This is a genomic window from Corallococcus sp. AB030 (assembly GCF_003668965.1).
GTDB lineage: Bacteria > Myxococcota > Myxococcia > Myxococcales > Myxococcaceae > Corallococcus > Corallococcus exiguus.
On sequence record NZ_RAWQ01000008.1, the window covers coordinates 41,803 to 55,059 of the forward strand.

General features: G+C 69.7%; 10 protein-coding genes. 3 read left to right on the top strand and 7 right to left on the bottom strand.

Translation table 11 applies throughout. The features are described from left to right. Nucleotides 1-202: 202 nt before the first annotated feature. Both D7Y15_RS03790 and D7Y15_RS03795 read right to left on the bottom strand, forming a co-directional pair. Nucleotides 203-874 (bottom strand): hypothetical protein, encoded by a 672-nt coding sequence (locus D7Y15_RS03790; RefSeq protein ID WP_148712680.1) that lies wholly within the window; start codon nucleotides 872-874, stop codon nucleotides 203-205. 72 nt (nucleotides 875-946) lie between these two features. Next, nucleotides 947-1,393, bottom strand: a complete 447-nt coding sequence (locus tag D7Y15_RS03795; protein WP_120575222.1) for a hypothetical protein — start codon at nucleotides 1,391-1,393, stop codon at nucleotides 947-949. 112 nt (nucleotides 1,394-1,505) lie between these two features. Here D7Y15_RS03795 and D7Y15_RS03800 point away from each other — a divergent pair, with 112 nt between their 5' ends. Next, nucleotides 1,506-2,318 carry a LuxR family transcriptional regulator gene (locus D7Y15_RS03800; RefSeq protein WP_121751728.1) on the top strand — a complete coding sequence of 271 codons (813 nt, stop codon included), beginning with the start codon at nucleotides 1,506-1,508 and terminating at the stop codon, nucleotides 2,316-2,318. A gap of 28 nt (nucleotides 2,319-2,346) precedes the next feature. Here D7Y15_RS03800 and D7Y15_RS03805 read toward each other — a convergent pair whose 3' ends face one another. Further along, a complete protein-coding gene (locus D7Y15_RS03805) occupies nucleotides 2,347-3,051 on the bottom strand; it encodes a hypothetical protein (protein ID WP_121751729.1) in 705 nt (234 codons plus the stop codon). Between the two features lie 34 nt (nucleotides 3,052-3,085). Next, complete coding sequence (locus tag D7Y15_RS03810) at nucleotides 3,086-4,162, bottom strand: hypothetical protein (protein WP_120575219.1); 1,077 nt, start codon at nucleotides 4,160-4,162, stop codon at nucleotides 3,086-3,088. A 118-nt stretch (nucleotides 4,163-4,280) separates the two neighbouring features. On the opposite strand from D7Y15_RS03810, the gene D7Y15_RS03815 reads away from it, so the two are divergent. Further along, nucleotides 4,281-5,675 carry an amidohydrolase family protein gene (locus D7Y15_RS03815; RefSeq protein ID WP_121751730.1) on the top strand — a complete coding sequence of 465 codons (1,395 nt, stop codon included), beginning with the start codon at nucleotides 4,281-4,283 and terminating at the stop codon, nucleotides 5,673-5,675. A 24-nt stretch (nucleotides 5,676-5,699) separates the two neighbouring features. Here D7Y15_RS03815 and D7Y15_RS03820 read toward each other — a convergent pair whose 3' ends face one another. From D7Y15_RS03820 to D7Y15_RS44035, 3 genes are all read right to left on the bottom strand, one after another. Continuing rightward, nucleotides 5,700-7,964 (bottom strand): kelch repeat-containing protein, encoded by a 2,265-nt coding sequence (locus D7Y15_RS03820; protein ID WP_121751731.1) that lies wholly within the window; start codon nucleotides 7,962-7,964, stop codon nucleotides 5,700-5,702. A 319-nt stretch (nucleotides 7,965-8,283) separates the two neighbouring features. Then, nucleotides 8,284-9,729 carry a sigma-54 dependent transcriptional regulator gene (locus D7Y15_RS03825; RefSeq protein WP_120575232.1) on the bottom strand — a complete coding sequence of 482 codons (1,446 nt, stop codon included), beginning with the start codon at nucleotides 9,727-9,729 and terminating at the stop codon, nucleotides 8,284-8,286. After that, entirely contained in the window at nucleotides 9,719-11,215 is a 1,497-nt protein-coding gene (locus D7Y15_RS44035; protein WP_158628999.1) for a HAMP domain-containing sensor histidine kinase, read from the bottom strand. The genes D7Y15_RS03825 and D7Y15_RS44035 overlap by 11 nt, the downstream gene beginning before the upstream one ends. Before the next feature lie 172 nt (nucleotides 11,216-11,387). Between D7Y15_RS44035 and D7Y15_RS03840 the strand changes: the two genes are divergently transcribed. Next, a complete protein-coding gene (locus tag D7Y15_RS03840) occupies nucleotides 11,388-13,151 on the top strand; it encodes a SulP family inorganic anion transporter (protein WP_158629000.1) in 1,764 nt (587 codons plus the stop codon). Nucleotides 13,152-13,257 lie beyond the last annotated feature (106 nt).

Consider the following 13,257-nt stretch of genomic DNA (forward strand, 5'->3'; position numbering starts at 1 on the left):
AGGGGTGCATCCCTCGCACATCGACGACGCGGGCGCGCGGGCAACTCCCCCCGAAGCCGCCCGCGCGCCCGGTCGCCGAAGGCCGTGAGCCCCTCGAGGCCCCGGCCCCACTGCTCGCGCGTCTCCGCATCCAGCGAGACCTTCTCCAGCTGACACGCTCCTCGCGGAGCGGCAGAGGAGGGACAGACCGTCCGCGGCCCGGTCAAGGCGCCAGGTCCACTCCCGCCCGTGCAAGGTAGGCCACCGCCTCGACTTCTCCTGGCCGTCCCGGAGTGCCCGTCAGCGCGGCCATGAACGGCCCATCCCACGCGGCCGCGTCATCAATCAGTCCTTCGCGAAGGAATTTCTGGAAGGCGTCCAGGCTCGGATGGGACATCTGGAGCCGGCACATGGAGCTGCGGCACTCCAGGGACACGATGCGCGCGCCCCGAGGCAGCACCGCGCCGAGCCGCTCCACGCGCTGTGTGGCGTCATGGCTCCAGGCCGGGTCCACTCCTTCTCCAAAGAAGCGCGCGTCCATCCGTGCGACCGCCTCGTCCGGCGTCGGCTCCTGGTGGACTGCTGCCGTGCCCTCCATGGAGAGGCCCGCGTCGGGCGGACTCATGGCCACGGAGGGCTGCCCTGGAGCCATGGGCGTGTCCACGCGCGGGCCCGGGGCCCGGGCCGCCACCTGGGCCTCACGCGCCAGTCGCTCGGAGTGGGCGACCGAGGCCTCGAGCTCGCGGACCTGCGCCTTCAACCGCTGCAACTCGGTGGTGTCGCGCGCACCGGACTCCCGTGCCTTCACGTCGCTCGCTCCGGCGAGCCGGGACACGCCGTAGGAAAGCAGCCCCACGAAGAGGACTGCGCAGACCCACACCCAATTCCTTGTCATGTCGCATGAACCGGGGTGCCCACGAATACGCGGGCACCCCGCCCCGAGAGTCATGGATGCATCCGGCTCCTGCTAGGCATTGTGGTCAACGGTGTTGATCTGACCACCCGGGTCAACGAGGCAGTTGGCGTACAGGTATCCATAGGCAGGAGTGTAGGCGTCGGTCAGCGTGATGTACTGCGCCGGGCCGAAGGCAGGGAGCCACTTGCGGGTGCCGCCCCAGTAGAGGGTGGCCTCGCGATTCATGCCAATCGCCATGCAGCCCACGTTGTTCGAGGACGTGGCGCCAAGGGCGGTGACAACCACCGTCTTGCTGCCGGAACTGTCGGACGTCAGGGGAATCTCGAAGCCCCTCCGGGTCGAACAGCCATTGTACATGGTGCTGTATGACATGAAGAAACAGGAGCCGTCGCTCCAGGTGACGGGCCTGCCGGCGCTCGCGGGCACGGAGCGGGCCATCGCCGCGAGCGGAAGGAGGACCACCATCGTGAGAACGGCCTGCTTGAATTGCCTCGTCATGCGCTTCGCTCCTTGAGTGGGGTGCTTCGCGCAAACTCTCACTGCAAGCAGCCGAACCAGCAATTCGCTAAAATTAGGGAGCATGCTCCCTGGGAGCGACGCTGGAGGTCCGATGGCCGCTGACAGCCTTCGAAGTTCGCAAGTCCGTGTCCTGGTTCGCCTGGTCAACGAGGCGCACGAACTGCCCGAGGGGCAGGGGGAGCGGCCGCGGCATCTGCTCTCCGGCATGTGCCGCATCCTGGGCGCCGAGGCGGGGGCCTGCGTGCTGGAGTGCGACTTCAAGCCGGGAGGTCGCGGAGGCTTCACGGCCGCCGTCCTGGAGGGCTGGGACGGCGCCGCGCGGCCCGCGCTCAAGGCGCTCCAGAGTATGGGCAGCGCCTGCAACCCGGGCATCCGCTCGCTGATGGAGCGGCCTCCGGTGCCCGGCGCCGTGGTCACCGCGCTGCGGCGGGAGCTCGTCGGTGACCGGGCCTGGTACGGCGCGCCCTACGTCGAGCACTACCTGCGGCCGACACAGCTCGACGACTCGGTGTATTCGCTCTGGTGGTCCGAGGTGCCGGGAGTGGTGCGAGGCATCGGCCTCTACCGGGGCCGGAGCGAGTGCCTCTTCGATGAAGCGGACCGCGAGCTGCTGCACCTGTTCCACGCCGAATGCGGGGCCTTGCTCGGCCTGCCGGAGCCCACGGAGGATGCCCTGGGCGTGCGGCTCGCGCCGCGCGAACGTCAGACGCTGGAGCTGCTCCTGCAGGGGCTCGGTGACAAGCAGATCGCGGCCCGGCTCGGCATCAGCCGCTTCACCGTGAATCAGTACACGAAGACCCTCTACCGCCGCTTCGGCGTGCAGTCCCGGACGGCGCTCATCGCGAGGTTGCTCGGCAGCCAGGGCCGGGGCACGGGCTCCAGGGCACGGCTGCCAGCATCATGAACCTGCCCCTCACGGGCAAGGCCCCGCGTCAGACGGCCGAGGGCCCGCGCAAGGAGCGGTGGTACTTCTGGAGGATGCGCTCCACGCGCATCTGGCCGAGCAGCGCCTGGAACGCCTCCGTGGCCACCAGCACGCCTTCCACCGCGTCCATGGTCAGGGCCGCGTTCCCCGCCTGCTCCACCATCCAGCGGCCGTCCGCGGTGATGGCGAACACTGCGCGCTGGGGCTCCCCGGGCAGCCACACCACCAGGAAGAGGTTCTCGCACTCACACTTGGGATCCGAGCACAGCTCTATCCGCCAGGCGTAGCGCTGCCCGTCCAGCTCCACGCGGCCCAGGATGTCGCGCTCCAGGTCCGCGCCCTCGCCCAGGAGCGACTCCGGCAGCCGCACCTCGAAGGCACCCTCCAGCCGGCCCATCGATTCAAGCACCTGCGTGCGGCGCTGGGTCACCAGCGTGTCGAAGCCCTCCTGGAAGCCGGGCGCCTGCGACGCCGCGCGCACGACGCCGCCCCAGCGGTCCTCGGCGGGGCGCAGCTCGTCGTCCAACAAGGTGCCGTCGGAGGTGAGGGTCAGGGCCTTCTGCTCGCCGCCCGCGGTCACCTTCAGGTTCACGGTGTCGCACAGGCAGCCATCGTCGGTGCAGGTGGCGCCATGCACGGACACCGCGCCGTACTCCGGCGTCTGGCAGTCCGCGAGGTGGCGGAGCGATTGATTCTCGGAAGAGGTCATCATCGAAAGCGGGTCCTGGAGGGAAGGAGCGCGCGGCTCACTTCACGTTGGCGAGCGGCGTCTCGATGAACTTGCCCTGGCCCGCGAGGTTCTTGAGGTCGACCTCCCCCGCATCCAGCGGACGGCGCGGAGTTTGAGGATTCTGCCGCACGCCAGCCGTCTTCTCGTGGGCGGAGATGATGGGCAACAGGCGCACGCCGTCCTTCGGCACCTGGAAGCCCTGCGCCTGCAACTCCGCGCTCAGGTCCTTGCGGAACAGGCCCGGGTTCTTCGCCAGGTGGCCCGTCGTGTACTCGCAGTTGGCACAGGTGAAGCGCGTGGTGTGGCCGCTGTACGTCACCGCGTGGATCTTCGAGCCCGGCGGCAGCGTGCCCTTGAAGGACGCGGCGATGTCCTTCGCCGCGCCCGGCGCCATCAGCCGCGCGGCGTCGGACTGCTCGCTGTGCGCGAAGGTCGTGTTGAAGTCCGCGCTGGGCGGAGTGGGCTTCGAATACCGGGCCTCCGCGGGCGCTCCGGCCTGCAGCGCGTTGCGCTTCGGGGTGCGGCCGAAGTCGTCCGAGCCCGCGACCTTGGAGCCGCTGAACTCGTAGCCGGGCGTCTTCGTCGACGAGTCCTTCATCCCGCTGACGGACACGCGCTTGCCGTCGTTGGTCAGGTCGTGCACGTTGGGGTGGTACATGCGCTTCATCGCGTCCGGCGGTGGCACGGTGGAGCCCGCCGACTTCGTGTACGCCCCCTGCGTGTGGACCGCGCCGAAGGACGTGGCGAAGAAGTTGGTGTTCTTGCTCAGGCCCGCGCCGCCCTCCTTCCTCCCCTTCACCCCCTCGGTGCGCGCATTCGCCTCGAGGCCCGCCAGCCGCTGATGCTCGTTCGTCAGGGCCTTGCCGTCGTCCAGCTTCAGCTTCTTGTCCGGGTTCTTGGAGCCGTACACCGCGCCGCCAAAGCCGTCCGTGAAGACCTTGTGGTCCGGGGGCGGCTTGAGGGCCGGCTCCTTCTTCGGCTTGGCCTGCGCCTGCGCCTGCGCGGCCTGCACCTGGGCTTTGGAGGCAATCGGATTGGTCTGCACCGAGTGCCTGGCCTGATTGATCGAGGAGGTGGTCTTCATCTTGGGCATGGTGTCTCCCGGGGTATGTTCAAGGCTCACTCGCTTCTTCCTGGATTTGCAATGCCAACGCCAGGGCAATGTGGGCCTATCGTCACAGGCATACGTCAGCGCACCCAGGAGCCACGCCTTGCCCTCCCGTTCCCGACGCCTGTTGGCGACTGTCGTTGGTACGCTCCTCCTGTGCTGCGTTTCTTCGCCGTCATGGGGCCAGACGCCCTCCTCCGCGGAGCCCACGCGCATCGCCCTCCGCGCCGCCAGGCTCTTCGACGGGAAGAGTGACCGGACCCTTCCGGATGCGGTCGTGCTCATCGAAGGCTCGACCATCCAGGCCGTGGGCACCGGCCTCTCCATCCCCTCGGGGGCACGGGTCATCGACCTGGGCGACGTCACCCTCTTGCCCGGGCTGATCGACGCGCACTCGCACCTGCTGCTGGACGTCGACCCGGAGAACGGAGGCGACGGCCTCCTCACCCCCGTCGCCCAGAGCGGCACCGCCGAGCGCGCGCTCCTTGGCGCGAAGCTGGGCCGCGAGATGCTCGAGGCGGGCGTCACCACGGTGCGCGACGTCGGCAACTCGGGGGTCAACGGCGACGTGGCGCTGCGCAACGCCATCCAGCGTGGCTGGGTGCAGGGCCCGCGCATCTCCGCCTGCACCCGCGCGCTCGCTCCCCAGGGCGGTCAGTTCCCCACGCTCCAACTTCCGGCGCAGTCCCTCATCGAGCAGGAGTACGTCACCATCTCCGGGGTGGAGGAGGCCCGGCGCGCCGTGCGGCAAGCGCTCATGGACGGCGCGGACTGCATCAAGGTCATCGTCGACAACGGGCACAACCTCCTCTCCTTGGAGGAGCTGAAGGTCATCGTCGAGGAGGCCCACCGCAGGAAGCGCCCGGTGGCGGCGCACACCACCACCGACGACAGCATTCGCATCGCGGTCCAGGCGGGCGTCGACTCCATCGAGCATGGGTACTCGCTCCCCGATGACGTGCTGGCGCCCATGGTCCGCAATCGCATCTTCCTGGTCCCGACGGATGGCCCGATGGACGTGTGCGACTCCTTCGATACCCAGACAGGCAATGCCGAGCGCCGGCGTCAGATGAAGGAGCGCTGCAAGAAAAACATGGCCAAGGCCCAGGAACGCCTCCGCCGCGCGGTGGCCGCGGGTGTCCGGATCGCCGCCGGCTCGGACATGTACATCGTGATGCCAGGGTTGACGCGAGGCCAGGCCAGCGTGAAGTGGTTCATCGCCTATACCGAGGCGGGTCTCAAACCCGTGGACATCCTGCGTGCCGCGACCGTGAACGCGGCGGAGCTGCTGCGCATGCAGGACCAGGTTGGCTCGCTCGCGCCGAACAAGCTCGCGGACCTGCTCGCGGTGGAGGGGGATCCGCTCAAAGACATCCGGGCGCTGCGGCAGGTCCGGTTCGTGATGAAGGACGGGCAGGTGGTCCTGGATGCCCGCGCTCAAGGCAGGGGCCCGCCCCAGGCTGTTGCGGCGGACAGTCCGTGGTCATGCCCCCGGTGATGCCGAGCCAGAAAGACAAGACGCTCAGGGGAGGTACAACTCCGCCGTCGGTACCGAGCCTCCCGTGACGAGGACCGTGCCGTTGGGCAGCAGCGTCGCCGTGTGGTTATAGCGAGGTTGGGCCATGGAGCCGGTGGGGCTCCAGGTGCCCGAGACCGGGTCGTACAACGTCGCCGTCGCGAGTGCGAAGACTTCCAGCTCGAAGATTTCGGCCGATCCCCCAGCGACGAGCACCTTGCCGTTGGTCAGCAGCGTTGCAGTATAGAAGACGCGCCCCCCCATGGGGGCTGTCAGGGTCCAGGTTCCCGAGGCCGGGTCGTACAACTCCGCTCCCCCCCAGACCAGATCGACCGTGGGATCGTATCCTCCAGCGGCGAGCACCTTACCGTCGGGCAGGAGCGTCACAGGGGGGCCGCCGGGAAATACGGCTGGTGAGTTGGTAGCGCTCCAGGTATCCGAGACCGGATCGTACAGTTGCGACGCGCCTTTGCGCGCGAAGAGGACCTTGCCATCGAGCAGCCGCGTCTCCCCGCTAGAGGCGGATTGGAGCGGAGCGCTGGCGAAGCTCCAGGTGTCCGAGGCCGGGTCGTACAACTGTGGCGTCGTTCCTCCCGCGACGAGCACCTTGCCGTTGAGAAGCAGCGTCGCCGAGCTGGGGCCTGACGCGAGCGGGGAGCTGGCGGGGCTCCAGGTGCCCGAGGCCGGGTCGTACAGCTCGGCTGTCGCGACGAAGCCGTTGGCGTCACGCCCCCCCACGACGAGCACCTTGCCGTTGGGCAGCAGCGTCGCACTGTGGCCCGAGCGAGGTTGGGCCAGGGATCCGGTCGGGCCCCAGGTGCCCGAGACCGGGTCATACACCTCCGCCGTCGCGAGGGGCGCACCATTGCTGGTGCCCCCTGCGACGAGGACCGTGCCGTTGGGCAGCAGCGTCGCCGTGTGGCCCGAGCGAGGTTGGATCATGGAGCCGGTAGGGACCCAGACACCCGAGGGAGTGCAGGTGGGCAGCCCCGTCACTTCGAAGCTCCGGGTGTCCGTCAGGTTGAAGGCGTTGGTGACGGTGACGGTGACGGTCGGGGGCGTGCCGGCACTGACACAGGCGGGGGCAGTCCAGGTGACGCGGCTGCGGGAGGCATCGCTTGCCGGGGTGCCTGGCACGCCGGTAGTGGCCTGCCAGGAGAAGGTGAGCGCGGAGCCCTCCGGGTCGCTGGCCACCACCTCGTAGGTGAGCACCTGGCCTGGAGTCGCCGTGTCCGAGGAGCGGTAGGAGCGGATGATGACGGGAGGGAAGTGGTTGGCGGGGGGAGTGTCGCGGACGCACAGGGCGACGGTGCCCGTGGTCAGCCCACCGCGCCCATCCGAGACAGTGACAGTCAGGCGGCAGTTGTTGCAGGGGCCGACGGGCAGGAGCGAGGGGGTGAACTGAGCGGAGTGGGAGGAGGCATTGCTCCAGGAGCCGGCGCAGGTGGCGCTCCAGGAGTACGAGAGGCTGTCGCCATCCGGGTCGGAAGCACAGACGGAGACAGCGGTCGGCTGCCCCACAGCCAGTTGCGTGGGGGTGGCAATGAGCGACGCCACCCGGGGTGAGCTGTTGAAGGAGATGGACAGTTGCGCCTCCCCCTCGTGTCCTTCCTGGCTGACATAGATGTCCAGGACGATGCTGGAGGACAGACCCCGGGAGTCCGTCACGGTGAAGGTGAGGGTTTGAATGCCGGTGGACAGCGGCGCCGTCCACGAAGTGGAGGCAGCGGAGGGCGAGGAGAAGGAGCCCGCCGTGGCACTCCAGGCATAGGAGAGCGTGTCGCCCGGGTTGGGATCATGGGCGGTGGCCACCAGGGAGAGCGAGCCGCCGACGGGCACGGAGGTGGAGGAGGCCACCAGGGAGTCAATGAGCGGGGCCTCGTTGTCGAAGGGCGGTGGAGGGTTGGCCTCCTGGAGGGTGATGGCGACGAGGGCCGTCTGGTTCGCGGAGATGGTGATGCCGGAGGCGGAGCCCTCGAAGAGCAGGATGCCCGAGGCGTCGAAGGCCCGAGCCAGGAAGGTGCGGTTGGGGCCGGCGGGAATGTTGCCGATGACGCCGCCCCACACCCCATGGGTGGGGGCAAGGTCCACGGTGACCGAGGGGATGTCCGGGGCGCTGGAGGTGACGGTGACGCGGGAGATACCGGAGGCGAGGGCCTGGCGTACGGAGACGGCGAACCGGGCCGAGCCAGTGTCGGAGGAAGAGCCAGCGCAGCCCGCCAGCAATGCCAGAGTGAGCGCCAGAACAAGGGAACGGGATGTCTTGTTCATATGTGTCGGGTAGCGGCGAGCAGCAGGCACGGCCTGCAGCGGCAATCGCTTTGAAAAAGACCTGGCACCGAGCATGAAGGATGGCAGGCAGCTCTGCCCATTGCCCCAATAGCCAGGGAATGCGTCGGGTTCGTGAAGCGCGTCAGGAACCGAGCGCTGCCGGGCGAACACCGCGAAGGAAGACGGTGAGGAGAGCGGAGATCAGTCCCGCATCCTTCAGCTTTTCTCCGGCCGCCCCCCTCGTCAGCGTGTGCGCCTCGCCGAACACCCGCGCGCGGAGGCCTTCGCAGGCCCCTCCGCCCGCACCCAACGGGCGGGCTCAGCGTGTGGGCCCGTCCTCGGAGGTTCCCTTGAAGTCAGCGGCGGACAGGCCGTGCCGCTTGAGCAAATCGTAGAAGTCGCTCCGGTTGCGCCCGGCCATTCGAGCCGCGGCGCTGACACTGCCACTGCTGCGGCGCATGGCCTCCGCCAGGTAGGCGCGCTCGAAGGCATCGCGTGCCTCGCGCAGCGAGGGCAAGGCCTCGGCCCCGACGGGAACACCCGGCAACTGCGCGCTCTCGGCGGGGGGCCGCTCCAGCGCCTGCCCCAGGCGCGGCACATGTCGCGGTTGAAGCTCGTCCGCGCCGGCCAGGAGCACCGCGGCCTCCATCTCGTGGATGAGCTCCCGGACGTTGCCAGGCCAGCCATAGCGCTGCATCAGCTCCACCGTCGCGGGCGCCAGGCGTGGCGGACGAAGGCCATAGCGGTTCGCGGTGCGCTCCAGGAAGAGCTGCGCGAGCAAGGGGATGTCCTCGAGCCGCTCGCGCAGGGGTGGCAGCTCGATGGGCACCACGTGCAGCCGGAAGTAGAGGTCCTGACGAAAGCGCTTCGCGGCCACCTCCTCCGCGAGGTCCCGGTTGGTGGCGGCGACCACCCGCACGTCCACGGACTCCTCCACGTCCGCGCCCACGCGCGTGAGCCGCTGCTCCTGCAGCACGCGCAGGAGCTTCACCTGCACGGACGGGGACGCCTCGCCGATTTCATCCAGGAACAGCGTGCCGCCGTTGGCCGCGCCAAACAGGCCCTCGCGCTCGCGCACGGCGCCGGAGAACGCGCCCTTCACGTGCCCAAACAGCTCGCTCTCCAGCAGCTCTGGCGGAAGGGCGCCGCAGTTGACGGCGACGAAGCGCCCCGCGTTGCGGCGCGAGAGCACGTGGAGCATCCGCGCCGCCAGCTCCTTGCCGGTGCCACTCTCGCCGGTGAGCAGGACGGTGGCGTCGGTGGGGGCAATGCGGGCAATCACCTCGCGCACGCGCGAAATGGCCTCGCTGATGCCCAGGAGCAGGGGCTCGCCCTCTTCCCCCATGCGCCGCCGCAGCTCGGCCACCTCCCGGCGCAGCAGCGAGCGCTCGAGCGCATGCGTGAGCTTCTGCATGAGTTCGTGGTCGTGAAACGGCTTGGTGAGAAAGCCGTAGGCGCCCTCCTGCATGGCCTGCACCGCGGTCTCGATGGAGCCGTGCGCGGTGAGCATGATGACGGACAGCTCGGGGGCCCGCTGTCGCGCGGCCCGGAGCACGTCCATGCCATCCATGTCCTCCAGGCGCAGGTCGAGCACCATCGCGTCCACGCGCTCCTGCGAGAGCCGGCGCAGTGCGCTCTTGCCCTCGCCCTCCACGGTCACGCGGTAGCCGCGTGACGTCATCCGCATGGACATGAGCTCCGCGAGCTGGAGGTCATCGTCCACCAGGAGCACGTGGGGCTGCTGGACGGGGGACTCAGGCGTCAAGACGGCCTCCAGGGGACGCAGGGTCTTCAAGGGGAATCCAGAAGGTGAAGGTGGCGCCGGGCCCGGACGTGTCCGCGAGCGACAGCTCACCGCCGTGCGCGGTGATCATCTCGCGCGCGATGGTCAGGCCCAGCCCCGTGCTGCGGCGCCCGCCCACTTCAAGGCTCGCGAAGGGCCGGAAGATCCAATCACGCGCGTGCGCGGGCACGCCCGGGCCCTGGTCCGCGACGGACAGCTGGACCGCGGGCACGGAGCTGGCGGCGCCAGGGCGCTTGCGGGTCACCAGCTCACACGTGATGCGCACCGTCTTGCCCGCGCTGGAGACAGCGATGGCGTTGCTCACCAGGTTGGACAGGGCACGCTCGACCAAGGGGTCATCGATGGGCGCACGCACGGGCTTCGCGGCTGGCTCGTACACCAGCTGGACCTTGCGCTCATCCGCTTCGAAGGCGAGGTCCCGGAGGACGTTCTGGACAATCAGGTCCACCGAGGCCCCGGCATTGCGCTGCAGCGGCTGGCCGGACTGCACGCGAGACAGGTCCAACACGGAGGTCACCATGCGAATCTCACGCTCGCACGCGGCCTGTGCGAGCTTCACCACGCGGGCCTGCTGCGGCGTCAGGGGGCCCGTGCTGCCATCGCCCAGGAGCGAGAGGGCCTCGCGCACCCGGGCCAGCGGCGTGCGCAGGTCGTGGGACACCGAGGCCACGAACGCGCTCTTGAGCTGATCCAACTCCGCCAGGCGCCCCCGCATGCGATCCAGGTCCAGCGAGAGCGCGCGCAGTTCCTCGGGGCCGCGCAATGGAGGCAGCGGGCTGAAGTCACCCTGGCCAATGCGGCGCGCATGCGTGGAGAGCAGCGCCACCGAGTTCGACACCGCGCGAGCCTGCGACAAGGCGAGCACTCCCGCGGCGACGATGCCCAGGAGGCCGAAGAGCCCGCCTGAGCTCAGCGCCGCCGACCCGATGGAGCGCGCCTGGTCCTCCTTCGCCTGGATGGCCAGGCGCATGTCCCGCGTGCGCTCGGACCACACCGTGGTGAGGACCTCATCCAGGTGCAGCCGCCGCTCACGCAGGGGAAACGACAGCATCGACTCACAGGTGCCGGCCTGCTCCAATTGCAGGGCGTACTGCACATAGTCCTGGGCGCTCGCGCGGATGCCCGCATCCAGATGCACCGTGCCGGTGCCGAGCGCGGTCTGCAGCACGTGGCGCGCACTGGCGACAGCGCGGTGCACGGAGGCCGCGCTGCTGTCGTGCTGCTCACAGGCCACCACTCCGCGCCGCACCGCCAGCTCGAGCGCCCAGGCCGCGACGTACACGCGCTGCTCTCGCTCGAAGGAGGCGAGCTCCTCGCGGCCCACGCTCGCCACCACCTCGTGGGTGCGCATGAGGCCCACGGCCATCTGGGAGAAGGCGGCCACCAGCAGCGCGGTAACCACCGCGTAGGACAACAAGAGCCGGGCACGCAGTCGAAGCACCAACATGGCGCGCAATCTAACCCGCGTCCGCGCGCACGGCCCGTCACTTCGCACGGCCGTCTGTCGGTCCCAACAGTGTTGGTCCGAGCCGACAGGGGCGCTGAGGGGATGGACCGACAGCGGGGCACGCTCCCCTCTGAGACGGCCCTTGGCACGGCACCTGAAAGGCGTGTCGTCCATGCGTTCGACGACCGCTCTCTCCAAGCCATCCTTCTCGACCCGGCGTGCGGGCGAGCTCATCCACAGCTGGCGCGAGATGGTACAGCCCAGCAGCCTGCCAGCCGACGCAGCCGCCGGCCTGAGCGTGGCGTGCGTGGCACTTCCTCTCAATGTCGCGCTCGCGACCGCCGCGGGACTGCCCGCGAGCGTGGGACTCGTCTCCGGCGTGGTGGCGGGCGTCGTGGGCGGGCTGTTCAGCGGCAGCCGCTTCCAGGTCACGGGCCCGGAGGCGGCGCTGCTGCCCCTGGCCGCGGCCATCGTGGCGGCGCACGGGGCCGTGGGCCTCGCCATCGCCACGGTGCTCGCGGGCGCCATGCAGGTGGCGTTGGGGCTCCTGCGCGCCGGGCGGTTCGCGCGGCTCATCCCACGTCCGGTGGTGATGGGCTTCACGGTGGGCATTGGTCTGCTGTTGCTCAACACGCAACTGCCGCGGCTGTTCGCGGTGGAGGACACGCACGCGGACGCCGTGGCGCTCGCGCTGCAGCACAACTGGGGCGAGCGCGTGGGCTGGCTCGGGATTGCCGCCGGAGCCCTCACGGCGCTGGCCATGGTGGCCCTGCCCAAGGTGCACAAGCGCATCCCCGCGGTGCTCGTGGGGCTGACGATTGGCACCGTGCTCATGGTCTGGCTCGGGGCGGGCTACGACGCGGTGGGCGCCTTGCCGCGCTCGCTGCCCATGCCGACGCTGCCGTCCTTCGAGGGCGTGCACCTCGCGAGCCTCCTGCCGGCGGCCTTCGGCCTCGCGCTGCTTGCGTCGCTCGGCTCGCTGCTCGCGACGAGCTCGCTCGATGCGCTCACGGGTGCGAGCACCCACAGTGACCTGGACCAGGACCTGATGGCGCAAGGCCTGGCCAACATCACCGCCGGACTGATTGGCGGCTTCCCGGTGATGGGCGCCATCGTGCGCGCCAGCGCTTCCATTCAAGCGGGCGCGCGCACCCGCGCCGCTTCCGTCATGCATGCACTGTGGCTCTTCGTGGCCATGGCGCTGCTCGCGCCGCTGGTGGCGCGCATCCCCATTGCCGCACTTACCGCCATCCTGCTGGTCGTGGGGGTGCGCCTGCTCAATCTGGAGGGCCTTGTTGCCATGTGGAATCAGTCCAAGTCGACGTTGAGCGTGGTGCTCGTCACCGCGCTGGGGATCGCTATGTTCAACGTGTTTGTCGGCATCGGGGCCGGGCTCGCGCTGGCGAGCCTCCTCTACGTGCGTCGCCATGGCGCCCTGCGGCTGGAGGTGCAGCGGGTGACGGATGCGTCGCAGCTGCAGCGCGGCCTGCACATGCAGGCGCCGGAAGCGCTCAACGCTCCCCAGGCGCTGGACCTCATGGTGGCGCGTGTGGACGGGCCCATCCTGTTCATCAACCACCTCAAGCTCTACGACCTCGTGGACGGTCCGCCCTGGGCGAAGCTGGTGGTCATCGACCTGTCGAGGGTGTCGCTGGTGGACGCCGCCGGTGTGGCGACGCTCCAGTACCTGGCGGAGTTCCTCGCCGTGCGCAGCGCGCACCTGGCGCTGGTGAAGGTGCCGCCCCACCTGGAGGCCGCGCTCGAGCCGCTCTCGAAGCACCTGCTCGAAGGGCGGATGCACGGCTCGCTCGAGGGTGCGCTCCTGGGGGCGGGCCTCATGCAGCCCGCGCCCGTGGAGGAGCCTGTCGCCCACCCCGCGCACGCGTATGCCGCCGCGCACAGCAGCGGGCTGGCGCTCGAGGGGCGGGGCGGATAGCCCGCCGCGCTCAACGGCGGCAGCGAGCCGGAGCCTCGACGGTTCCGGCTCGCGGAGCACCCGGTTTCACCGCGGGACAATGGCACGATGTCGGGTCAGCCCCCTA

What these genes read in the sequence shown, in the direction of transcription:
- D7Y15_RS03805 (WP_121751729.1), bottom strand. Translation starts at nt 3,051, where the DNA reads ATGATGACCTCTTCCGAGAATCAATCGCTCCGCCACCTCGCGGACTGC.
- D7Y15_RS03810 (WP_120575219.1), bottom strand. Translation starts at nt 4,162, where the DNA reads ATGCCCAAGATGAAGACCACCTCCTCGATCAATCAGGCCAGGCACTCG.
- D7Y15_RS03800 (WP_121751728.1), top strand. Translation starts at nt 1,506, where the DNA reads ATGGCCGCTGACAGCCTTCGAAGTTCGCAAGTCCGTGTCCTGGTTCGC.
- D7Y15_RS03840 (WP_158629000.1), top strand. Translation starts at nt 11,388, where the DNA reads ATGCGTTCGACGACCGCTCTCTCCAAGCCATCCTTCTCGACCCGGCGT.
- D7Y15_RS44035 (WP_158628999.1), bottom strand. Translation starts at nt 11,215, where the DNA reads ATGTTGGTGCTTCGACTGCGTGCCCGGCTCTTGTTGTCCTACGCGGTG.
- D7Y15_RS03820 (WP_121751731.1), bottom strand. Translation starts at nt 7,964, where the DNA reads ATGAACAAGACATCCCGTTCCCTTGTTCTGGCGCTCACTCTGGCATTG.
- D7Y15_RS03795 (WP_120575222.1), bottom strand. Translation starts at nt 1,393, where the DNA reads ATGACGAGGCAATTCAAGCAGGCCGTTCTCACGATGGTGGTCCTCCTT.
- D7Y15_RS03790 (WP_148712680.1), bottom strand. Translation starts at nt 874, where the DNA reads ATGACAAGGAATTGGGTGTGGGTCTGCGCAGTCCTCTTCGTGGGGCTG.